The sequence below is a fragment of the Acinetobacter sp. Z1 genome (genome assembly GCF_024296945.1).
Taxonomy (GTDB): Bacteria; Pseudomonadota; Gammaproteobacteria; order Pseudomonadales; family Moraxellaceae; genus Acinetobacter; species Acinetobacter beijerinckii.
On the sequence record NZ_CP101115.1, the window covers coordinates 1,544,708 to 1,568,328 of the forward strand.

The following is a 23,621-nucleotide window of genomic DNA, read 5'->3' on the forward strand; positions in this document are numbered from 1 at the left end:
CAGAGTATGTTACATCGACTTGACGTATAGGACTAGCATAAGCTGACTAAAATGCATGAATTTATTTCATTTTCATCATCTTTTTATTGATATGTGTATCAATAAAATTGATATTAAATCTTATATTGTAAAGTTTTTCTGAATTTAGTTGTCTGCCAATTTTATAAAAACCTTCTGGACTCGGCTATGGGTTGAACGTTTGTTTATATAATTGTTGGTGATTGATCGAAATATAAGAAATATCGTGTATTAGGCTTTACCCCATGTGTTTTTTTTAAGACAATAGTCGCATCTTTTGAAAGGTGATTTCTCATCTTCTCTCATCTAATTGATTTAATCGGATTCTGACTTATGACAACCCCTTTAAATGAACGTCGTATTGCAAATGCAATTCGTGTCTTGGCTATGGATGCTGTGCAACAAGCAAACTCAGGGCATCCTGGTGCTCCAATGGGGATGGCAGATATCGCTGATGTAGTTTGGCGTGAATTTTTAAATCATAATCCAACAAACCCACAATGGGCAAACCGAGATCGTTTTGTATTGTCAAATGGTCATGGTTCTATGTTGCAATATGCTTTATTGCATTTGACTGGTTATGAATTATCAATTGAAGATTTAAAACAATTCCGTCAATTACACTCTAAAACACCAGGTCATCCAGAGTTGGGTTATGCGCCTGGTATTGAAACTACAACTGGTCCATTGGGTCAGGGCATTGCCAATGCTGTTGGTTTTGCTTTAGCTGAAAGAACTTTAGCTGCACAATTTAACAAAGATGGTTTAAACGTTGTTGATCACTTCACTTACTGTTTCTTAGGTGATGGCTGCTTGATGGAAGGTATTTCTCACGAAGTATGTTCACTTGCAGGTACTTTAGGTCTTGGTAAGTTGATTGCTTACTATGACGACAATGGTATTTCGATTGATGGTGAAGTAGAAGGTTGGTTCAGTGATGATACTGAACAACGTTTCAAAGCTTATGGCTGGCAAGTACTTCGTGTAGACGGTCATGATGCTGATGCGATTCGCCAAGCAACTATTGAAGCGAAAGCGGAAAGCAATAAGCCAACGATCATTATCTGTAAAACGATTATTGGTTTAGGTTCACCGAATAAACAAGGCAAAGAAGATTGCCACGGTGCACCATTGGGTAAAGATGAGATTGCTTTAACACGTGAAGCTCTAGGCTGGAAAGAAGACGCATTTGTTATTCCTGAAGATGTTTATGCAGCTTGGGATGCAAAAGCAAAAGGTCAAAGCTCTGAAGCAGCTTGGAATGAATTGTTTGCTCAATACCAAGCAAATTATCCAACTGATGCAGCTGAATTATTACGTCGTATCAATGGTGATTTACCTGCTGAATTTGCTGCACAAGCAGATGCATTTATTGCTGAAACAAATGCAAAAGCAGAAACCATCGCAACACGTAAAGCAAGCCAAAATACTTTACAGGCATTCGGCCCATTACTTCCTGAATTATTAGGTGGTTCTGCTGACTTAGCGGGTTCTAACTTAACACTTTGGAAAGGTTGCCAAGGCGTACAAGAAAATCCAGCGGGTAACTACGTGTATTACGGCGTTCGTGAATTCGGTATGACCGCGATTGCGAATGGTGTGGCTTTACACGGTGGTTTTGTTCCTTACGTTGCAACATTCCTGATGTTTATGGAATATGCACGTAATGCAGTGCGTATGTCTGCATTGATGAAGCAACGTGTGATTCATGTATATACACATGATTCAATCGGTTTAGGTGAGGATGGTCCTACACATCAGCCAATTGAGCAAATTGCATCATTACGTGGTACGCCAAATTTAAATACATGGCGTCCATGTGATACGGTTGAAGCGGCTGTTTCTTGGAAATCTGCGCTACAACGTAAAGATGGTCCAACAGCATTAATCTTCTCTCGTCAAAACTTGCCATTCCAAGCACGTAATGAAGCTCAAATTCAAAACGTTGCAAAAGGTGGCTATGTACTTGCAGAAGAGAAAGGTGAGTTAAAAGCAATTATCATCGCAACAGGTTCAGAAGTTTCATTAGCGATCGAAGCATATGCACAGCTTGAAGGTGTGCGTGTTGTGTCTATGCCATGTGCTGAAGAATTCATGAAGCAAGATGCTGCATATCGTGAAGCGGTATTGCCTGCGCATATCCGTGCACGTGTAGCGGTTGAAGCGGCTCATGTGGATTACTGGTGGAAGTTTGTTGGTTTAGACGGCAAAGTGATCGGTATGACCACTTATGGCGAATCTGCTCCAGCAAAAGACTTGTTCCAATTCTTCGGTATTACCACTGAAGCGGTTGTTGCTGCGGTTAAAGAATTGACTGCTTAATCAAATTAAGTGGTAAAAAGCGTCCTGATTAGGGCGCTTTTTTTAAATTGGAATAATAAATGAGAAGATTAGCTTTATCGAATAAGAAAGAACGAGGAATACCAAGGAAATTAAGAAATCTTAGATGCTGGAGTGAAAGTTTTAGAGGATATTTTCCTGATTTAAATGGATATGAAGATCGATACTATAATTGGAAAATACCTGTTCCGATAAATCTTGTTGAGGGTAAGCATGCAAGCTATGAAATCAAAGCAGAATGTGCTCAATACCTAATCAATGCTTGTAAATATTTAATTGAAGCGAAACCTCAAGGATTAAAATTCTGTAAAGTGGTTTGTATGATTGAACAGCCAAATATGTTTGCTAGCGAGTTTTGCTTATATCTGGATGAAGATTATTTTAATGCACATACATTATCAGCAGATAGATATGATTCTCAATTTATGTTGGTAGATGAGTTAAGTTTGGCTCAAAGTTGGAATCTGCAAATTCCTGAGAATATGTATGAACGAGGGATAAAAATCCGTTATATCCATTCAGAATATGAAGCTGATAATTATATAGCCGATCAGTGGTACTTTATTGAAATTTAAGAGATTAAGGTGTTGCGATGAAAAGTGAATTCGAACTTAGTGCTTTTGAAAAAATATTAAATAATGTCAAATCTTTATACTTTTTTAATTTGAACGTAGATAAAAGATTTTGGCAACATGCTGAATATGATTTTTTGATTCGTTTTCTCCACTAAAGTTCAAAGATAAAAGAGAGTTGATAACTATTCTTCTCGATTACATTCCTATTTTGATAAGGTAATTCAAAATAGACTTAAGCTAGATATAAATAAGTCATCATTAAAATTAGAAGGGAAAATTTTAGCTTTGAATGTTCATTTAACCATGTTTGACAGTTTGGGTGAAGGTGAAACAGGTGGGTTTATCGATGGATGCGATACTCCACCACCAGAATTATGGATTCATTTTGATGGGGGAATCTTGTATTCATACATTCCTGCCGAATTCATCGAAACGGTGAATTCAGCGATAATCGTTACTATGAGTGAATCATTGGAATGGAAAACAGATTTAATTGAAATTTAGTAAGCGCACTTATCCTATATTCAATTCACTCTGAATAGAAATATTCGACGTTAATAATTTATGAACAGGGCAGCTTTCTGCTACCTTTAACAAGCGTTTGTGCTGATCTTCGGTAAATTCACCTTTTAAGATAATTTTACGTTCAATATTGTTTTGACCAGACTCTGGTTGACCATTTGGATTTAATGAAAGATCTACTTGAACATGATCAAGTTTAATTCCCTTATGACTGGCATACATTTCCAGTGTAATAGTTGTACAAGCACCTAAAGCAGACAAGAGTATCTGGATTGGGTTGGGTGCAGTATCTTGACCACCTTTATCTGTAGGCTCATCTGCATACCATGTATGGCCAGCAGGATCTGTCAATGTAACTCGATAAGGTGTTGTTGTACTGAGTGCTTGTGCTGTATGTGTCATGTTTTACCTTGTTGTTTATCGTGAAGTATCTAAATCAAAATATACCAATTGATCTTGTTGCTTATAAGCTCAATTGTCTAGTATCGAATAGTCTTATCATAATTGTGTTTGATAAGTACTGTAACGCTTTTATTGTTGCACGGATGAAACATATCGTTTTATAAAGAATGGTGAATAAAAATACTTGATCTATACACTATTGCCTATACCAAACAAGGATACGAAAAATGCAATTTAAAACATTAAGCCTCGGTTTAGCTGTTGCCATCGCAAGTTCTGTAACTTTAGCTGCGCCTGTAGACTATAAAATTGATCCAACACATACAGCAACAGTATTCAGCTGGAATCACTTTGGTTTTTCAACTCCAAGCGCAAATTTCACTGATATTCAAGGTACGATTAAAGTTGATAATGCAAAACCAGCAAGCTCATCTGTAGAAGTGACGATTCCTTTAAGTAGTGTAAATACCAATGTACCTGCTTTGGATAAAGAGTTCCAAGAAGAAGCTTGGTTTAACGCTGCTAAGTATCCGAATATCACTTTTAAAAGTACTAAAGTCGAAACTAAAGACAAGAAACACTTCAAAATTACGGGTGATTTAACAGTTAAAGGTGTAACAAAGCCTGTGGTTTTAGATGCTGTGCTTAATAAACAAGGTGAGCATCCAATGGCTAAAGTGCCTGCAATTGGATTTAATGCAACGACTTCATTTGATCGTTCTGCATTTGGTATCGGAAACTATGTTCCGAATGTAGGGGATAAGATCACTGTGAATATTACAACTGAAGCAACTGCTGCTAAGTAATATCGAAGTACTTAAACTTCAAAAAAGCTCACGCTCAATAGCTGTGAGCTTTTTTATTTGTTTATTATCTAGATACAATGACTATGCAGTAGCATTGAATGCTTCTGAATAAGTCACATAACCATTTGGTATATGATCGGTAAGAGCAAGAATTTGAAAATAGTCTGCGGGAACATCTTCTAAGATCAATCTAGCATCAGCCTTAAAGCCAAATTTTCCATAATAATTAGGATCACCGAGTAATACGCATCCTTTTGCATTCAGTGCCTTGATCCTATTCAAACCTTCTTTGATAAGTTGAGAGCCTATACCATTTGCTTGATATTCTGGTAGAACTGAAATAGGACCTAAACCATACCAATCTGTCGCACCATCTGAAATAGAGACTGGTGAAAAGGCAATATGCCCAACAACTTGATTGTTAATTTCAGCGATTAAAGAAAGGGTTAACTGATTATTTTCTCTAAGCGCATTTACAATGAATTGTTCAGTGTGGCTTGAATATTTAACTTGTGTGAATGCTGATTGTGTTAAATCAAAAATGGCTTGTATGTCAGTGTTCTGTTCATTACGTATTTGAATGTTCATTTTAGTTACCTATTACTTTTTAAAATCACTGATGAAGCAAAATCATGTTCATATTTCATCAGATTAGTTGTTACCTATGTTTATTGATTGTCGAGTTGAGGACGTACGCTTCTAAGCCCGTTCAAATTGATTTGATAGGGTTGTCCTTCCTGTGATTTGATCAATCGTTTCTTTTTAAGTTTTCGAAAAACATCGAGAGTGCAGTCAGACAATACAAAACCTTCACGGCTATAACATTCTACAGCGATGAGTTGTCCTGAATCATTTTTAACTTTTACGATTTTTCCGCCTTTAGCTAAGACGTGAAGTGTCCTTTGTTCGGACTTAGATAAGTTCATGTTGTTATCCAGATAAGTAATCATAAGCAAAGTTAAGCTTTAAAAAGCCAATAAAATCGCGTCGATAACCCATTTCAATTTGTTATTGAAATACGATTATCAGATTACTGCTATCTCCAACATAAAACCCTCAATATAGAAGAGATACGAAATGTATCCGAAAGAATTATATGAGATTGAATAAAACAAGTAAATATTTATGTGAATTTTACTTTATATTGGGGAGTAGAGTTTTGGGAAATTACTCTCTAATTATTTTTTAGAGGTTTTCTTTTTAAGTTGTAAGTAGGTTGGAATCGTCTTTTTCGCTTGTTTTCTAAGCATAAGTTTAATGTACAAAACAATCGCAAAGCACGCTGTCGCTACAGTCAGCATTAAACTATTCATATAGCTCATAATTGAGCTCACATAACCGATAGTGGCAAGGCGACGTTGCATTCGCTCGACTTGCGTGCTTGATTCAACGCCTGTAATTGCCCATGTACATAAGTGCTCACAGTTGTTAATAATTAAATGATAGTGATTTTCATGCATACGTGAACGCATACGCTTAACAACAGCTTTAGCTTGATAGCGTGGTGAAGGGTAAAGTCTCGTATAAATTGTTTTACCGCGTGCGAATCGTTCAATCGTTGTCATTTCTATAGGGTGCTTTTTGAATATATGAGCAAATCCTGAATAGTGTATGACTCTACCACGACCGGCATAGATTCCATGATGACTATAGCCAAAATGTTTAACGATGAGATGTGAACCAAGCGGAAAGCGTTGTTGTTTGGGCTGCATTGGGGATACAAAGATATTGTATTTACATAGTAATTTTAGTGAAAAAGGATGAATGAATCGAGTACGTTTATACACTGAAAATAGGGTATATGTGTTGAGTTTGTATCTAAGCTTTAGATAACCATCTCGCTATGGGAAAATATTATGAATAAGTTGTTAGAAAAATAAACTATGATGAGAATTAGTTTTTTACTTCCATTTATGATCGTTATGAGTATGCCAACTTATGCGGCAGAACATAACCTGATTGAAGCCGATGGTATTCAATATAATGTCGTAAAAATAGAAAATTTAAATAAATTAAAGCTGTTTCTCAAAGATAAAAGCACTAATCGGTATTATCAAAAGTTCAGTAATCTTCAGGATAAGTTAGCTGCTTGTAAATATTTAAATTTTGCTATGAATGCGGGGATGTATCATGCAGATTTTAAACCAGTCGGTTTATATGTGGAAAATGGCAAAGTGCTTACTCAGCTAAATGAGGCAAAGGGTTTTGGTAATTTCTTTATGCAGCCCAATGGTGTCGTTGCTTGGAATGATCGTCGAGCAGTAATAAAAACCACGGCTGATTATAAGCATGATCAATTTAAAGCCCAGTTTGCAACGCAGTCAGGGCCAATGTTGGTGAGTCAAGGTCAAATAAATAAGCAATTTCTACCTAACTCAAACTCGTTAAAAATTAGAAATGGAGTGGGTGTAAAAAATAATCAGTTATATTTTGTGATTTCTCAGCAGCGCGTCAGCTTCTATCAATTTGCTGATTTTTTTAAACAACAATTGAAAATCGAAGATGCTTTATATTTAGATGGTTCAATTTCCAGTTTATATTCAGCGCAAATTAAAAGAAATGATGAAACCTTCAATTTAGGGCCAATTGTTGCTGAAATTGATGTAGAAAATTGCAAAAAATGATGATGCCCTAATCTTTTTACTCGAAAAAGACTAGGGCTGTTATTTTTATTGAATTGGTGGATTGATCATCGCAAGAAGTTCTTTACGACTATAACCACGAGAAATAAGTACTTTTTTGATGCCACGAATAACATCTTCATCTGTTGCTTTTACTAAAGCATCCAACAGTTGTTCGTTTGATTTGCAAGAGCAATCATTTTCAACACAAGAAGTTTGGTTCTTGTGTTCATTGTATTGTTCATCTGCATTAAACAGTTTTTGCCAGAAACTCATAGAGCCTTCATATACGACCTAACATAGATCGAAATATAATCACTTTAAAATAAAATACAAGTCAACATAAGTGATAAAAGCAGCAGTTAAACTTCAATTTTTTCGATGATAATTTAAAAATTAAACGAAATTATGACGGTATAATGACTTGATCTTTGAAAATTATAACTTTTTTAATAAATTAGTTTGATAAAAAATAAAGGGTTAAAGCAACCCTTTATTTAAAACTGTTACGTTGCAATAATTTGTTTAAATCTTTTCAAGCAAAACACCCGATTCAACATGATGGGTAAAAGGAAACTGATCAAACATGGCAAATTTCACAATCCGATGTGTTTGACTGAGTATTTCTAAATTGTCATGCAGGGTATCTGGGTTGCATGAGATATAGAGAATCCGTTTAAAACCTTGAAGTAATTTTAACGTTTCATCATCAATGCCTGCGCGAGGAGGATCAACAAAAACCGTGTCAAAATCGTAGCTGTGAATGTTAATTTCAGCTTCTTGTAAACGCCTAAATTCACGTTCACCTTGATATGCCTGAGTAAACTCTTCGGCAGATAAACGCGCCACTTGAATATTATCAATGTTATTTTGTTCGATGTTCCATTGTGCAGCATAAACCGAAGACTTTGCCAGTTCTGTTGCCAGCACACGTTTAAATTTCAAAGATAATGGAAGGGTAAAATTACCATTACCGCAGTATAACTCTAATAGATCTTTCTGAGAGCTTGCGGCAGCATCACAGGCCCATTCCAACATATGTTGACATACTTGTGCATTAGGCTGAGTAAAGCTGCTTTCAATTTGTTTGTATTTAAACGTACGACCGTGAACAGTGAGCTGCTCAACCACGTAGTCATCACCAATAATAACTTTTTGACCACGGCTACGACCCATAATTTTAATATTTAGTTTTTCTGCTAAGGCTTTCGCAGCAATTTCCCATTCAGCATCTAATTTACGGTGGTATATCAGCGTGACCAGCATTTCGCCACTTAAGGTTGAGAGAAAGTCTGCCTCAAAAACACGTTGCGATAAAATAGGGGCTGCTTTTAATTCATCTAATAAACGTGGCATCAAATCATTGATGCTTTGATCCGCAATCGGAAACTCATCGACGCGGATTACTTCTTTTTGTTTAGCATCTTCAGCACGTTCAAACATGGCATAGAACAAATCATCTTCAGTATGCCAGATACGAAATTCTGCGCGCATACGGAAATGTTGCTCAGGTGATTGAAACACTTCTAAAGCAGGGGGATTGAACGGTGCAAATTGTCTGGTAATGCGTTCAACTTTCTCTTGAAGTTGCTGTTGGTAGGATACAGTCATAAAAAAGAAAACTACAGGTGAAATCTAAACGGGAATGGTATCAAAAAAGCGTAGTAAGGTGCAGGAAATTATGACATTCACTTATTGATATGCTTATCTTGGTGGGTAGATTGAATTAAAACTGTTTAATTATTTGCATTAATAAAAAACCCGAACCATGTAAACATGATTCGGGCTGGGAGATTTGAAGACTTAAATTAGTCTTCAGATAAAGTCATTAAACTCGCATTACCACCGGCAGCAGCAGTATTTACGCTAATAGCGCGTTCAATGACTAGACGTTCTAAAGGAACCTGCTCATCTTTCTTAAGATGAGTAATGCCCACGATTGCTCCAGAACGGTTCGCAATTTTAGTTTGTAGTTCAGTCAATTGATCAACTGAACCATGATGTAAAACAGCATCAAAAGCATCTTTTTCAATGCTAGAAATGACTGTGATTGCAGCTAAAACATCTTTGGGTAAAGATTTTTGATGTTTCACTAAGAAAGCATTATCTTGAGTTACAGCAGCAGAACTGCTAACAGAGAAAATCGCTAGTAACTGTTGTAACTGACTCGCTTCATCATTTGCGATAGAAAGCACACGATGACGAGGTAAGATAATGTATTGATTGCTTTCACCAGTTGGGCCTTGCAACTCATAGAATTTACCAACACCAAATGCTGGAATCGTAGGAATTGCTTGTGGCATGTTTTGTTTAGCCCAAGTCAATAAGTTTTGGTACGCAACATTAGAAATAGCATCAAATTGAGAGATTTCAGCTTTTACCGCAAAAGGTGTTGCTAAAACTTTTTCTGAACAATGTTCCATCAAACGGTACATATACAGAGGACCACCCGCTTTCGGACCAGTACCAGATAAGCCTTCTCCACCAAATGGTTGAACGCCTACAACAGCACCGACGATATTACGGTTGATATATAAGTTACCCACCTCAGCACGTTGGATCACTGTATTGATGGTTTCATCGATACGAGTATGTAGACCCATCGTTAAGCCATAGCCTTTAGCATTGATACGGTCGATCAACTGCTCAAGCTCACCATACTTATAAGTGATGATGTGCAAGACAGGACCAAATACTTCACGCTCTAAATCATCAAGATTTGGTAATTCAATCGCTGTAGGTGGAACAAATGTACCTTGTGCAAGTGCTTGTTGACTTACTGCATCGTTAAACATCAACTGATGAACAGGGTAGCCCTTAGATTTCATCTTTTGAATATGCGTATCAATGGTTCCTTTAGCTTCAGTATCGATTACAGGACCAATGTCAGTTTTCAAGATTGCAGGATTACCTACGATCAACTGTTGCATTGCACCTTTTAACATTTTGATGACTGTTGCAGCGCTATCTTCTTGCACACATAAGATACGAAGTGCAGAACAACGTTGACCAGCACTATCAAATGCAGAACTGACGACATCGAGAACCACTTGTTCAGTAAGTGCAGAAGAATCTACAATCATCGCATTTTGACCACCCGTTTCCGCGATAAGCGGAATTGGTTGACCATTTGGAGATAAACGTTTTGCCACTGTTTTTTGCAAGATTTTAGCAACTTCAGTAGAACCAGTGAACATAATGCCTTGAATACGATCATCTTGGCTTAATTGCGCACCAACTGTTTCACCGCGACCCGGAAGAAGTTGAACAACGCCGCGTGGCACACCAGCTTCCCAAAGCATTTGTACTGCTTGAGCCGCGATCAATGGTGTTTGCTCAGCTGGTTTGGCAATCACACAGTTGCCACTCACCAATGCTGCTGCAATCTGACCCGAGAAAATCGCAAGAGGGAAGTTCCATGGGCTAATACACAAGACTGTACCTAATGGCTTTACTTGCGCCTTTGCAGGTAAGTTCTCAATTTGAGTTGCGTAGTAACGTAAGAAGTCTACAGCTTCACGAACTTCCGCAATCGCATTGGCATAAGTTTTACCACTTTCACGGCAAAGTAATACCATCAATTCTTGAATGCGAGCTTCCATTAGGTCAGCAGCACGTTTTAAGCATGCAGCGCGTTCAACTTTATCGGTTGCAGCCCAGCTTTGCTCAGCTTGTACTGCAGCTTCTAGTGCCAGTTGTACATCAGCGCTCGTCGCTTCATTCACATAACCGACAACTTCGCTATTTTGTGCAGGGTTTGTAATTGCAAGTGCATTACTTTGGTCATGTACTGTTGATTCGAAACCAAGTAACGGTGCACTTTTCCAAATCTGACTACGCAATTTCTGTGCAGTCGCATCCAAGTCAGCTAATGGTTGATCGTTATTCAGATCAAAGCCATTTGAGTTTGGACGTAATGGGTAAAGATCATGCGGAAGTGGGATCGCAGGATGTTTTAAACCAAGTTGACCTTCTTCTTTTGCAGCATTTTGAATATCTTTGATCGGTGATTGAATTAAATCATCAACTTTCAAAGTTTTGTCTGCGATACGGTTTACAAACGATGTGTTTGCGCCATTTTCAAGTAAACGACGAACTAAGTAAGCCAATAAGGTTTCGTGGTTACCAACAGGTGCATAAACACGACATGGAATACCGAGTTTATTATCTTCTTTAGCACCAACAACTTGCTCATACAATGGCTCACCCATACCGTGTAAGCATTGAAACTCGTATTGACCTGGATAATATTTGCTTGGATCAGCCAAGGTGTAGATGGTTGCTAGTGATTGCGCATTGTGTGTCGCAAATTGCGGATATACTTGATCTGGTGCAGCAAGAAGTTTCTTGGCACAAGCAATGTATGATAAATCCGTGTGCACTTTACGTGTAAACACAGGATAGTCAGTCATGCCATCAATTTGCGCTTTCTTGATTTCGCTGTCCCAATATGCGCCTTTTACTAAACGGATCATCAGGCGTTTGTTACTACGCTTTGCAAGATCAACGATGTAATCAACCACATAGAAACAACGTTTTTGATATGCCTGAATAACGAAACCAATACCTTTCCAGTTGGCAAGTTTCGGTTCGAAACATAAGCGTTCAAGTAATTCGAGTGAAATTTCTAAACGTTCAGATTCTTCAGCATCAATATTTAAACCGATGTCGTATTGTTTTGCTAAGCACGCAAGCTCGAAAACTTTGTTGTAAAGCTCATGATGCACACGATCAATTTGCGCACGCTGATAACGTGGATGCAAAGCAGATAGCTTGATTGAGATACCAGGGCCTTCGTAAACACCACGACCATTTGATGCTTTTCCAATGGCATGAATCGCTTGGGTGTAATCGTTGTAATAACGCTCAGCATCATGTTCAGTAAGTGCAGCTTCGCCCAACATATCGTATGAGTAGCGGAAACCTTTGTGCTCAAATGGTTTAGCATGTTCAAGTGCTTCTTGAATAGTTTCACCAGTTACGAACTGTTCGCCCATCATACGCATTGCGACGTCAACTGCTTTACGGATGATGCCACGACCACTGCGAGCCAATAAGCCTGTCAAAACACTAGATAAGCTGGTTTGCTTAGGTGTTTCCATCAGCTTGCCAGTAAGCATCAAACCCCAAGCTGCAGCGTTTACGAACATCAGGCTACTTTGGCCAACATGCTCTTTCCAATTGCCTTGGTTAATTTTGTCTTTGATCAAAAGATCACGTGTTGCAGTATCTGGAATACGAAGCAATGCTTCCGCCAAACACATCAATGCAACACCTTCCTGTGAAGAAAGTGAAAACTCTTGAAGTAAACCTTGAACAATACCTGCTTTACCAGCCGAGCTTTTACGTTCACGTAAATTATTAGCTAAGTTGAATGCAAGTTCGTAAATTTTTTGATCAAGATCAGGTGATATATTTGCAGCTTCTGTGAGTTCTGCAACAGATTCTGGTTCTGCACGTCGCCAAGCAGTATTAATGCGTTGCTCAAACTCACTTTTTTCTTTAAATTCGGTGATATAACCACCATTGGTGTGAGCTGTGTCCATTTGTGCGGGAGTATCCAAAGTATTCATGCTAAATTCCGATAACAATCTATCTCTATTGAGTAGAGAGGTTTAGATAATTTATGATTACAGAATAAAACCCGAGTAACTCACTATATTTGACCCATTTTTTAGAGGAAAATTCAGTTGAATAGCCCTATTTATACATTAGATCGGACTGATCTAAAAATTCTGGATATTCTTCAAACAGATGGAAGAATTTCTAATAGTAAATTAGCTGAATTAGTGAACCTTTCTCCGACAGCGGTTATGGCTCGTGTTCAGAAATTAACAAAGGATGAATTTATATTGGGGTACGAGGCAAAGCTTAATCCCAATAAGCTCAATGCGAATTTTTTAGTATTTGTTGAGGTGCTTTTAGATAAAACTACGCCAAATGTTTTAGATGATTTTATTGATGCAGTGACTCAATACCCTGAAATTGTTGAGTGTCATATGGTGAGTGGTGGCTTTGATTTTTTAATTAAATTGCGTAGTGCGGGGATGGAAGAGTTTAGAAAAATTGCAGGACAAATTCTTTGGCAGTTACCGGGTGTTAAAGAAACACGTAGTTATCCTGTGATGCAAGTTGTGAAAGATAGTTCAAAAATTAAAATCAAATCACGAACCAAATTTTAACAAAGCACAAAAAAAGGGGCTCGAGAGCCCCTTGATTATTTTATTTCGTCAGTTATTTCATTTCACGTGTATAGATTTCATCAGCTTGTTCAAAACGGCTAGTGACATTTGCATTTGGTGCTTTACCAAGCAAACTCACTACTATGATGCTGATAAACGCGAATGCAAAGCCAGGGATAATCTCGTAAATACCTGTTTCACCGAAGAAGTTTTTCCAAACAATAACGGTAACAGCACCAACGATCATACCCACTAAAGCACCGTTTAAGGTCATGCGCTTCCAGAATAGCGATAGAATAATTAATGGACCAAATGCAGCACCGAAACCAGCCCATGCATAAGCAACCAAGCCTAAAACTTTACTTTCTGGGTTTTGTGCAAGAACAAGGGCAAGCATCGCAACAGCAAGAACCATTGCACGACCGATCCAAACAAGCTCTTTCTGAGAGGCATTTTTACGGATAAAGCCTTTGTACAAATCTTCAGTTAAGGCACTAGAGCAAACGAGAAGTTGGCAGCTCAATGTACTCATTACGGCAGATAAAATTGCAGCAAGGATGATACCAACAATCCACGGATTGAATAGAATTTTAGTGAGTTCCATGAACACAGTTTCAGGGTTACCCGTTACTGCGGCTGCAAGTTCTGGATGCATTTGGAAATATGCAATACCAACAAAACCTGAACCGACTGCACCTGCTAAGCACAAAATCATCCAAGTCATACCAATACGGCGTGCTGCTGGAATCGATTTTACTGAGTCTGCTGCCATAAAGCGTACAAGAATATGCGGTTGACCGAAATATCCTAAACCCCAAGCTGCCGCAGAGATAATCGCAACAAAACTTAAGTTAGTCGCAAAATCAAATGCCTGTGGACGAACGCTTTCAACAACTGCTGTAAATTCTTCCATGCCAATACCTAAAGACATATAGGTCACGATTGGAAGAAGCAATAAGGCGAAAATCATCAAGCCTGCTTGGAAAGTATCAGTCCAACTGATTGCAAGGAAGCCACCAATACACACATAACCAATAGTTGCAAAAGCACCTAGCCACAATGCAGTGGTATATGGTATTTGGAAAAGGGTTTCAAATAAACGAGCACCAGCAACCATGCCAGAAGCGCAGTAAATTGCAAAGAATATAAGGATAATCAATGCAGATGTAACACGTAAGATTTTCTTCTGATCATCAAAACGACCTGTAAAAAAATCTGGTAGTGTCAGGGCATTATTTTGCACTTCGGTATGAACACGTAAGCGTCCTGCAACCAGATACCAATTGAGCCAAGCACCGATAATTAAGCCAATTGCAATCCATGATTCAGATAGTCCGGCAAGATAAATAGCACCGGGTAAACCCATGAGCAGCCAGCCGCTCATATCGGATGCACCAGCTGATAGGGCGGTGACAAAACTTCCTAGACTTCGCCCCCCAAGAATATAATCATCAAGGTTTTTGGTAGAAAAATAGGCGTATAAACCGATGCCTAACATAGCAGCGATATACACCACGAATATTACAACAGTGGGATTAGAAAAATTCATAATGGATGCTTATCCTTATTTATCCATAACGGTACAATCCCATCTGAATAGCCCAAAATTGATTTACTATTCTAACAAGACTGATAAGGTGACAGATTCAAGCATGGATGATTTTGGAAAAACTGTTGTTTTTTTGTAATAAAATTGTTTAATTGTGTAATTAAAAATAAGCTCATGAATCTTATGTTTTTAATCGAATAAATTCAACTTTAGAGCTACTATAAATCAGACAATATTTTATTTTCAATTGCAAAATATTAGCTATGAATACATGCAATTTAATAATTTTGTGTTTTTTGAGCTATTTACGGGATTGAGATGTACTTAAATTGATCTAATTAAGCTATTAAAACGCTGATAAAAATCTATTTTGAATGAAATGGCTTTAAATTTAGCGAATATAGTTTGGTTAAGATGCTAAAGCGACATATTTTGTGGTTTGTATTCGATCAAAAAAGCTAAATTGCTTGTAATGAGTTAAATTTTCATTCATTTGAAAAATGATATGAGTTTATCGCTAGCTAGTTTTGTATTTGACATAAAAAAACCTAGGCAATTTGACTAGGTTTTTTAAAAATAGCTTTAATGAATCTTACAAACCTGATTCATAATCCGTATTTGACAGAAGCTTTTCAACGTCAGCCATATTGTCAGGTTTGATTTTGTAGATCCAACCTTTACCATATGGTTCTTCATTTACGAAATCAGGATCATCTTCGAGAGCTGTATTTACTTCAACGACAGTACCTGAAATAGGTGCGTGGATGTCAGATGCCGTTTTAACTGATTCTACGATTCCCGCTTGTTCAGTCGCAACAACTTGAGTTCCAACCTCAGGTGCTTCAACATAAACTAAATCACCTAATTCCAATTGAGCATGGTCACTGATACCCGTAACAACTAAGTCACCTTCAATTCTTACCCACTCATGCGTTCTTGCATATTTCAAATCTGCTGGATGGTTCATGACAACTCCTTAAAATCTGTCGTATCATTTTTGTCTGGTTTTATACAGGTTTTTCAATAAAAACAAAAGCATCTAACAAAAAAGCATTTAAATATTATAAATATGGATCTTTGCGCCAGTTGCTAGGGCTTCGACCACTCCAACGTTTAAATGCTCGGCTAAAATTGGCTACATCAGAATAACCTAACTCATCAGCAATTTGTTCCAAGCTATAATCAGTTCTTGAAAGTAGGGATGTAGCATGACGATACCGTACCTCATCTACCAATGTTGAGAATGATGTGCCTTCAGCTGCTAATTGTCGTTTTAGAGTCCGATCTGACATATGTAAACGATCTGCGACGCTTTCGATACTTAAATAATGCTGCTCTGAATTGGTTAAAATATCACGAACACGCATAGCTAGACGTCTCCGTTCACCTAAAGCAGATAACTCAGTTTCACATTGATTAATAGCAATTTGACTGGCGATCGGGTCAGCATTGACCATTTTCAAGCCTAAGTATTTTTTATCAAAACTAGAAATTAAGTGTGGTTGATTGAATCTAACGATACTTGTTAATTTATCACGATATTTTTCGAATCCAATTGGTTCGGGAAAATCTAAATCAACTTCACCACTTAAATCTTCAATTCCAGTTAAGGCTTTTGCCATGGTCATGATACCAATGGTCAAACCTAAAATAATTTCGGTGCGTAAGGGTTCAACCTCAATATCACATTGTAGTTGTAAAGTGGCTTTAGGACCAAAAGTAGAAAAATAAAGCTGTAAAAACGGAAGGCGAAGCTGAATAAAACGACTGGCCAGTGCAATGGCATCAGTGATGTCATGTGCAGTCATAATGGCATAACCAATAAAACCATGAATAGAGATACGCATTTGCGTACCTATATGAAAACCAAGGGTACTTTCACCCGTTAAGCGCAAAGAATGCTTTACTAGTTCGTTTGCGATTGGTGTTGGAATTCGATAATTTGGATCAGCCAGTTGTTCGCTCGTGAGATGAAATGGAGCAAATAAAGTTTCATCGTTATATCCCCAACGAGAAACTACGTCTAATAACAATAAGCCATAGACACCTGGTATACCTTGATCTTGACGAGTTGAGGGTGTTTTCATGTGCTTTCCGTGGCGCTCATCAATTTTGCCAATATCTTTTAAACATTTTTAAGTCTTAAACATCTTTACATGAAATAAAATAATCAATCATAAAAATTGTTGGACAAGAGAGTCACTGAATCTTCAAACATAAATTTGGTCTTCTAAAAACCATAATTTTGGTTGTTGATATTAATAGCACATCACCATGCTGGTTTAAAGCTTGGGTCACATAGCTGACGATACCTCGATCGTTTTTAGTTTTGGATGGCACGATCGCTGTAATTTCAATTTCAACATGAATTTTATCGCCAACACGAGTCGGACGTGGCCAACGTAGACTTGATTCTGAGCCGAGTAATCCACCTGCGATTGGAAAACACTCTGTCCATAACCGCATCGTCACGGCAGAAGTATGCCAACCGCTTGCGGCTAAGCCTTGAAAAATCGGATGTTGTGCGGCAGCTTGCTCATCTAAATGAAAGGGTTGCGGGTCGTATTGACCTGCGAACTGTTTCACTTCTTCCAAAGTCATTTCATATTCACGACTAATGAAATGATCTCCAATCTTTAAATCTTCTAAATACAACATTATTCTGTGTCCTGAGTCACTCGTTGTTCAACTAGAAAACCACCCGTTTGGCGTTTCCATAATTGTGCATACAAGCCATCATTGGCAATCAGTTCTTCATGTGTACCTTGTTCAGCAATTCTGCCTTTATCCAGTACAATGAGGCGATCCATCTGAGCAATAGTAGATAAACGGTGCGCAATAGCAATAACTGTTTTGCCTACCATTAAGTCATTTAAACTGCTTTGAATCGCTGCTTCCACTTCTGAGTCGAGAGCGCTCGTTGCTTCATCTAAAATGAGGATCGGTGCGTCTTTAAGAAAAACACGAGAAATTGCAATACGTTGACGTTGTCCACCCGAAAGCTTGACTCCACGCTCACCGACATAAGCATCGAATCCAACACGTCCTTTTTGGTCTGTCAATTGCGGAATAAATTCTTCAGCACGGGCTTTTTTCACAGCGAGTTGAAGTTCTACTTCGTTTGCATTCGGACGACCGTATTTAATATTTTCAGCAACTGTACGATGTAATAGGGATGTATCTTGCGTCACTAATGCAATATTGGCACGTAAACTATCTTGTGTTACATCGTGAATATTTTGACCATCAATCAAAATACGACCTTGGTTGATTTCGTAAAAATGAAGCAGCAATTGGATTAGTGTTGATTTTCCAGCACCAGAACGTCCCACAATTCCAATTTTTTCACCTGACTTGATTGTTAGATTGAAATGCTCGATCACATTTTTCTCATTATAAGCAAAACTTACATTTTCAAAGCGAATTTCACCATTTTTAACGTTGAGCTCAGTTGCATCTTGTTTGTCCTGAATTTGGATTGGTTTCCCCAAAGTTTTCATACCATCTTGAATGGTACCGACGTTCTCGAACAGCATTGTGACATGCCACATAATAAATTCAGCCAAACTATCGAGTTTTAATACCATAGCTGTGGTCGCTGCAATAACGCCAATCGCGGCTTGACCTTGTGTCCATAACCATACTGAAGTTCCGATCACGCCTATGAAAAGAAAGGCACTGAGTAAACGAATGCTAATTTGGTATTTCACACCTAAACGCATTTGTTTATAAACAGTCACCATAAATTCGCGCATAGATTCTTTGGCATACTGGCTTTCTCGTCCAGCATGAGCGAATAATTTTACAGTTTGAATATTGGTATATGCGTCAGTAATACGACCTGTCATAACGGCACGCGCGTCGGCTTGTTCCATAGAGACTTTACCAAGGCGTGGAATAAAGTAACTGGCGATGATAATGAATAGTAGAAGCCATAAAATGAGCGGAACGATGAGAATAGGTGAAATAGAGCCAAGTACTAAACTAATGGTAATAAAGTAAACCAAGACATAAACCAACATGTCGCCCAGAATCATCCAAAATTCACGTACGGCTAATGCAGTCTGCATCACTTTTGCTGAAAGACGACCTGCAAAATCGGTATGAAAGAAATCTAAACTTTGCTGTAATAATAAGTTGTGAAAACGCCAACGCATACGCATCGGGAAATTACTAAATAGAACCTGATGTTTGATAATGGATTGAAGGCTTACAAAGAAAATATTTGCAAATAAAATACTAATTAAAATCGTTAAATTTTGCTGATTGGTTTGTAAAAAGGTACTAGGCTGACTTTTTGTGAGCCAGTCTACTAATTTTCCAACATATGCAAAAAATAGTGCTTCAAAACATGCAGCAGCAGCAGTACACGCGATAAGAAAAAATAGAAAAGGGCGTACGCCTTTGGTTGCTTGCCATACAAAAGCAAAGAACGTGGTTGGTAATGGTTTGTTTAAGTCTTTTGTGGGATAAGGATCGACTAATTTTTCAAACCATTGCAGCATTACGTTTCCCTCAAGTTTTAAAGTATCGACTTAGCTAGCTGTAGCATAACAGAAAATCAAATAAATAGATGAATAAGGTTATTTCGTGGAATTTTCTAATATTTTCTTTGTTATAGGCTGCAGCGATAGGACTTATGAAAAATTAAATCGTTTATGAAATCAAATTGAATGGTATTGGGGCATTTTTGAGAGTTTGTTTTTAATAGCATGTGATTGTTAAGAAAATGTGAAATTTGCATTATCATAAAAAAAATTATATTTTGTATCTTTTTTGTGGTTAAACTGAAAATTAGTTTAACAATTAACATTTAGTCGTAAAATTCAATGACTCAAGAGTATTGTATTTTTTTTAAACTGATTTAACTTATCAATCACTTAAGTATTTAATTTTATTGGGGGATAAAATGGATAATAAGTTTGGGGTAGCCGTTTTTTATATATTCATTCTTTTAGGCGTAAGCATTTGCTTATTGAGCTTAGTTGAGTTGGATCTAATATGGTTTGTAATTAGCTCTGGGTTATTAGTTTGTGCTTATTTACTTAAGCATGAGTTTAAGCTTCCTGTGGTTTTTTGGAGGAAAATAGAGTAGCTTTATTTCCTTAGTATAAGATTAATTTAGTGTAAGATTTTGTTTTTTAGATTTAATTTTATGCTGAATTTAAAGTTATATATTTTCTGTGGATATATAATAACGAGATTAGTTGTAATGATAAAAAAATAATAGCCTTGTGAAAAGGCTATTATTTTAAAACTTAACTAGCTGTTACTTTCATCAATACAACACCGAATATGATTGAGGCTGCTGCTAAAATTCGCAGAAGTCCTATCGGCTCATGTAAGAAAAATATACCAATAAGAAATGCACCAATAGCTCCAATACCAACCCAAATAGTATATGCAGTTCCTAGGGGTAAGGTTCTCATAGCAGCAGCTAATAGGCCAAAACTCAAAATCATGAAAACAATTGTGATTATACTTGGCGTGAGTTTTGTAAAACCATCTGACATTTTTATAGAAAATGCCCAAACAATTTCGAATATTCCAGCTAAAATTAAATAAGCCCAAGCCATTTAGACACCTCATTATTAGAATATTAGGTCGTCCTAACAACTTAAGAAATAAAAAGGTCGTCCTTTTCAAAATATAGAAACATTTTTAGCAAAAAATTTCAGTTATTTTTTATTAAATTTTGTATAGATAGGAGTTTAAAACTTTTAAAATTGGATAAGTTATATGTCTATAAATTATCCAAAATCAATAAGATGGTTTTAAATTAAGACGGAATGTTGTTTGGTGTTACTGTCATTTGTTCAAAATATTGAACAGCAGGGGATTTTGCCATATAAGCCAATGCTTGATCTGTATCGCCTTCATGGATTGGATTAAAATTTGGAGAAACCCAACGTAAAGTTGCTTTCCATAAATATTTAATCGTTGGTAAGTTATCAGTTTTAGTGGCTGTTTTTTCAAACTCGCGAATAAATGAGAAGAAACCACGACGCATTAATTTTTGAATGTCTTTATGCTCTAAATCTTGTTTCCCAAGACTGCGTGCAAAATCAGCAAGAAAATAAATAAATAATGGGAAAATTGCCATCATAATCACTTGACGAGAAACGTAGAAGCCTAATTTATTCGTTAATAGATGTTCAAATAAATCATAAGCTACACAACGGTGTTCAACTTCTTCAGCTAAATGCCAGCGGAATAAATCGGACATTGCTGGATCAGCTTTGTCCCAAGATTTACTCTCTAAAGTCCATTGACCAATAGTGCCTGTAAAATGCTCAATTGCAGCAATTACACCGACACGAAATAGTAACCAATATTCATCAAGCTTTTCACCTTTTAGGAACGGAATGCCAAGTGGTTTATCGCCTAAAAGAATATTAAAAATTAAATGTGCGCGATTAAGTGGGTCTTGGATGTCATAACCATTTTCTCTTAAAAAATCTTGGGCTTTTTCATGCGCTCGAGCATGTGCAGCTTCTTGGCGAACAAAACCAACTACTTCTTGTTTTAGTTTTTCATCCGTTATATGGGGGAGTGTTTTGTTAAATACACGACAAAACCAAAATTCACCCGCTGGAAGTAGCATGTTAATGCCATTGGCGATGTGAGAACATAGAGGATCATTTGGCATCCAACAAACTGAAGACTCAGAGAAATCGAAATGTACTTTTCTAGCCTTAATTTGATGATTTTCTGTGATCATATGCATTACCCAATCTAAAATGACAAACTAATTTGAATATGTAATTTTTAGCATTGAGTAAAAAAGATCACCATGTTCATAAAGGACAAAAACAGCAATTAGATAGATTTTAAAGATAAGCAATTGAATGAGGCGTTTTAATTTACATTAAATATTTTTCAGAACGTTGATCTTTTCATCCTTTGCAATTGCTTATGTAACTGGCTGATCAAGCGGTAGTATTTTTAATTGCTTATCTTTTCCAGATTAAAGCGTATACTAAAATCAAGAATCAAAAACGATAGGATTATAAAATGCTTGTTAAATTTGCAGTACGGTTCATGGTGATCTTAGCTTCAGTCTTGGCTTTAGCCGCGATGGTTATTCATTTCTTCTTTTCTAGTAAATTAACTACTGATTTATGGATCATTGTTGTTCCGATTATTTTAGGCATACCAATGTTAGCTTCTGTGCTGCTCGCAAAAGATGATGAGTTAAGTGTCCATTAATTTAAATCTAAGTTTTCTTGAGGTTTAGAATCATTTTTTTCAACTCAAATAAAAGGAAGCCTTTTCTAAAGGCTTCCTTTTATTTATTGCATCATAAATTATTGTCGAATGAAGACTTATTTCAGCTTAAAGTTCAGGTTGAGATATAGAAGATATAGAATTTAGTTTTTGTAAATCATATCCTGATGGGGCTTGATAAATTCTTAAACCAAATTCAGGAATAATTGCGATCAAATGATCGAAAATATCCGATTGAATCGCTTCGTAAGATGCCCATGCAATCGTATTGGTAAAAGCGTAGATTTCTAAGGGTAAACCTTCACTTGTAGGCTGTAATTGACGAACTAAAATAGTTTGATTTTGAGCAATACCTTGATGCTGACGTAAGTAAAATTCCACATAAGCTCGGAATGTTCCTAAGTTTGTTAATCTTCGTTGATTGTATTGAGACTGACTATTTAAATGTTTATTGAACTCATCGATTTCAGATTGTTTTGCATCGAGATAACGATCCAAAAGTAAAAAATTCTTTAGCTTTTGCTGTTCTTCATGATTCATGAAATGAACGCTACTTTGATCTAAAAAGATAGAGCGCTTTATACGACGACAACCTGAATTGCTCATCCCACGCCAGTTTCTAAACGTATCTGTTACCAGCTTATTGGTTGGAATGGTTGTGAATGTTTTATCAAAATTCTGCACAGTTATGGTATGTAATGACATATCAATTACATCACCATCAGCATTGAGTGATGGCATTTCGATCCAATCACCAATACGAACCATGTCATAAGATGCGATTTGAACACTGGCAACAAGCGAAAGTATTGTGTTTTGAAAGACCAACATTAACACTGCTGCCATCGCACCAAAGCCAGCAAGCAGGGTAAAGACATCTTTTTTTAGGAATGTACCTAAAATCATCAGACCACAAACAACGAATAAAATCAGCTTAATGAGCTGCAAATATCCTTTAATTGGTTTATTTCTTGATTTAGGATTACGTTGATATATTAAATTAAAAATATTTAAGGCTTCACTCACTGTAAGAGCAAGCGTAAGGAAAATAAAAGCTTGTGCCCCCATTTGCACAAATGTAATGAATTTTGCAGAGAGATGTGGAACGGTGGTAATACCATTCATAATCACAATAGCAGGAACTATATTTGCAAAACGTCGCGTTACACTGTGTTGAGCAAAAATAGACTGATTTGGAGATTTAAATTTGGTAATTAAATGACGAATTCCACGAACAATAATTCTTTTAGCTACAAAGTTAGCCAAAGCTGCAAAAATAATTAAAACAGCTAATCCAAGCAACATTTCTAGCCATGGATAATGGCTCAACTCGGTTCGAATTTCTCTTATAAAACCTAAATAATCCAAACGAAAACACC

Annotated in this window: 21 protein-coding genes and 1 pseudogene; 7 read left to right on the forward strand and 15 right to left on the reverse strand. The window is 36.9% G+C overall.

Going from position 1 to position 23,621, the window contains the following annotated elements; translation table 11 throughout:
• Positions 1-351 precede the first annotated feature (351 nt).
• From tkt to NGC85_RS07195, 3 genes and pseudogenes are all read left to right on the forward strand, one after another.
• Positions 352-2,340, forward strand: a complete 1,989-nt coding sequence (gene tkt / locus NGC85_RS07185; protein ID WP_254805355.1) for a transketolase — start codon at positions 352-354, stop codon at positions 2,338-2,340.
• Between the two features lie 59 nt (positions 2,341-2,399).
• Entirely contained in the window at positions 2,400-2,933 is a 534-nt protein-coding gene (locus tag NGC85_RS07190) for a DUF3916 domain-containing protein (protein ID WP_254805356.1), read from the forward strand.
• Positions 2,934-2,950: 17 nt separating this feature from the next.
• Positions 2,951-3,437, forward strand: a pseudogene (locus tag NGC85_RS07195) (hypothetical protein).
• A gap of 9 nt (positions 3,438-3,446) precedes the next feature.
• Here NGC85_RS07195 and NGC85_RS07200 read toward each other — a convergent pair.
• Complete coding sequence (locus NGC85_RS07200; RefSeq protein ID WP_254805357.1) at positions 3,447-3,857, reverse strand: OsmC family protein; 411 nt, start codon at positions 3,855-3,857, stop codon at positions 3,447-3,449.
• 227 nt (positions 3,858-4,084) lie between these two features.
• Between NGC85_RS07200 and NGC85_RS07205 the strand changes: the two genes are divergently transcribed.
• Positions 4,085-4,663: a YceI family protein gene (locus NGC85_RS07205; protein WP_254805358.1), complete on the forward strand. Its 579-nt coding sequence runs from the start codon at positions 4,085-4,087 to the stop codon at positions 4,661-4,663.
• A gap of 81 nt (positions 4,664-4,744) precedes the next feature.
• Here NGC85_RS07205 and NGC85_RS07210 read toward each other — a convergent pair whose 3' ends face one another.
• The 3 genes from NGC85_RS07210 to NGC85_RS07220 all read right to left on the reverse strand — a co-directional run bounded on the left by NGC85_RS07210 (position 4,745) and on the right by NGC85_RS07220 (position 6,375).
• Positions 4,745-5,251 carry a GNAT family N-acetyltransferase gene (locus NGC85_RS07210; RefSeq protein WP_254805359.1) on the reverse strand — a complete coding sequence of 169 codons (507 nt, stop codon included), beginning with the start codon at positions 5,249-5,251 and terminating at the stop codon, positions 4,745-4,747.
• 80 nt (positions 5,252-5,331) lie between these two features.
• A complete protein-coding gene (locus NGC85_RS07215; RefSeq protein ID WP_254805360.1) occupies positions 5,332-5,589 on the reverse strand; it encodes a YjhX family toxin in 258 nt (85 codons plus the stop codon).
• Between the two features lie 252 nt (positions 5,590-5,841).
• Positions 5,842-6,375, reverse strand: coding sequence for a lecithin retinol acyltransferase family protein (locus tag NGC85_RS07220; protein ID WP_254805361.1), 534 nt, complete (start codon positions 6,373-6,375; stop codon positions 5,842-5,844).
• A 210-nt stretch (positions 6,376-6,585) separates the two neighbouring features.
• Here NGC85_RS07220 and NGC85_RS07225 point away from each other — a divergent pair, with 210 nt between their 5' ends.
• Positions 6,586-7,287: a phosphodiester glycosidase family protein gene (locus tag NGC85_RS07225; protein WP_254805362.1), complete on the forward strand. Its 702-nt coding sequence runs from the start codon at positions 6,586-6,588 to the stop codon at positions 7,285-7,287.
• A gap of 45 nt (positions 7,288-7,332) precedes the next feature.
• On the opposite strand, the gene NGC85_RS07230 is transcribed toward NGC85_RS07225, so the two are convergent.
• The 3 genes from NGC85_RS07230 to putA form a co-directional block, all read right to left on the reverse strand.
• Positions 7,333-7,560: a hypothetical protein gene (locus tag NGC85_RS07230; protein WP_005054329.1), complete on the reverse strand. Its 228-nt coding sequence runs from the start codon at positions 7,558-7,560 to the stop codon at positions 7,333-7,335.
• A 249-nt stretch (positions 7,561-7,809) separates the two neighbouring features.
• Positions 7,810-8,895 (reverse strand): tRNA (uridine(54)-C5)-methyltransferase TrmA, encoded by a 1,086-nt coding sequence (gene trmA, locus NGC85_RS07235; protein WP_254805363.1) that lies wholly within the window; start codon positions 8,893-8,895, stop codon positions 7,810-7,812.
• A gap of 197 nt (positions 8,896-9,092) precedes the next feature.
• On the reverse strand, positions 9,093-12,857 hold the full coding sequence (putA, locus tag NGC85_RS07240; RefSeq protein WP_254805364.1) for a trifunctional transcriptional regulator/proline dehydrogenase/L-glutamate gamma-semialdehyde dehydrogenase: 3,765 nt from the start codon (positions 12,855-12,857) through the stop codon (positions 9,093-9,095).
• A gap of 117 nt (positions 12,858-12,974) precedes the next feature.
• Here putA and NGC85_RS07245 point away from each other — a divergent pair, with 117 nt between their 5' ends.
• Positions 12,975-13,466: an Lrp/AsnC ligand binding domain-containing protein gene (locus NGC85_RS07245; protein ID WP_005062059.1), complete on the forward strand. Its 492-nt coding sequence runs from the start codon at positions 12,975-12,977 to the stop codon at positions 13,464-13,466.
• Between the two features lie 52 nt (positions 13,467-13,518).
• Here NGC85_RS07245 and putP read toward each other — a convergent pair whose 3' ends face one another.
• The 7 genes from putP to NGC85_RS07280 form a co-directional block, all read right to left on the reverse strand.
• Positions 13,519-15,015: a sodium/proline symporter PutP gene (gene putP, locus NGC85_RS07250; protein WP_005054321.1), complete on the reverse strand. Its 1,497-nt coding sequence runs from the start codon at positions 15,013-15,015 to the stop codon at positions 13,519-13,521.
• Between the two features lie 592 nt (positions 15,016-15,607).
• Positions 15,608-15,982 carry a glycine cleavage system protein GcvH gene (gene gcvH / locus NGC85_RS07255; RefSeq protein ID WP_005062057.1) on the reverse strand — a complete coding sequence of 125 codons (375 nt, stop codon included), beginning with the start codon at positions 15,980-15,982 and terminating at the stop codon, positions 15,608-15,610.
• A 94-nt stretch (positions 15,983-16,076) separates the two neighbouring features.
• On the reverse strand, positions 16,077-17,102 hold the full coding sequence (locus tag NGC85_RS07260; protein WP_005062056.1) for an AraC family transcriptional regulator: 1,026 nt from the start codon (positions 17,100-17,102) through the stop codon (positions 16,077-16,079).
• 112 nt (positions 17,103-17,214) lie between these two features.
• Complete coding sequence (locus NGC85_RS07265) at positions 17,215-17,673, reverse strand: MaoC family dehydratase (RefSeq protein ID WP_254805365.1); 459 nt, start codon at positions 17,671-17,673, stop codon at positions 17,215-17,217.
• Positions 17,673-19,520, reverse strand: a complete 1,848-nt coding sequence (locus NGC85_RS07270; RefSeq protein ID WP_254805366.1) for an ABC transporter ATP-binding protein — start codon at positions 19,518-19,520, stop codon at positions 17,673-17,675. The genes NGC85_RS07265 and NGC85_RS07270 overlap by 1 nt, the downstream gene beginning before the upstream one ends.
• Positions 19,521-20,273: 753 nt before the next feature.
• Positions 20,274-20,591 carry a multidrug efflux SMR transporter gene (locus NGC85_RS07275; protein WP_254805367.1) on the reverse strand — a complete coding sequence of 106 codons (318 nt, stop codon included), beginning with the start codon at positions 20,589-20,591 and terminating at the stop codon, positions 20,274-20,276.
• A gap of 203 nt (positions 20,592-20,794) precedes the next feature.
• Positions 20,795-21,736 carry a metal-dependent hydrolase gene (locus NGC85_RS07280; protein WP_254805368.1) on the reverse strand — a complete coding sequence of 314 codons (942 nt, stop codon included), beginning with the start codon at positions 21,734-21,736 and terminating at the stop codon, positions 20,795-20,797.
• A gap of 293 nt (positions 21,737-22,029) precedes the next feature.
• Between NGC85_RS07280 and NGC85_RS07285 the strand changes: the two genes are divergently transcribed.
• Positions 22,030-22,224 carry a hypothetical protein gene (locus NGC85_RS07285; protein WP_254805369.1) on the forward strand — a complete coding sequence of 65 codons (195 nt, stop codon included), beginning with the start codon at positions 22,030-22,032 and terminating at the stop codon, positions 22,222-22,224.
• A 126-nt stretch (positions 22,225-22,350) separates the two neighbouring features.
• On the opposite strand, the gene NGC85_RS07290 is transcribed toward NGC85_RS07285, so the two are convergent.
• The gene (locus tag NGC85_RS07290; protein WP_254805370.1) at positions 22,351-23,610 is read right to left on the reverse strand and encodes a mechanosensitive ion channel family protein; all 1,260 of its coding nucleotides are present in this window, start codon (positions 23,608-23,610) and stop codon (positions 22,351-22,353) included.
• Between the last annotated feature and the right edge of the window lie 11 nt (positions 23,611-23,621).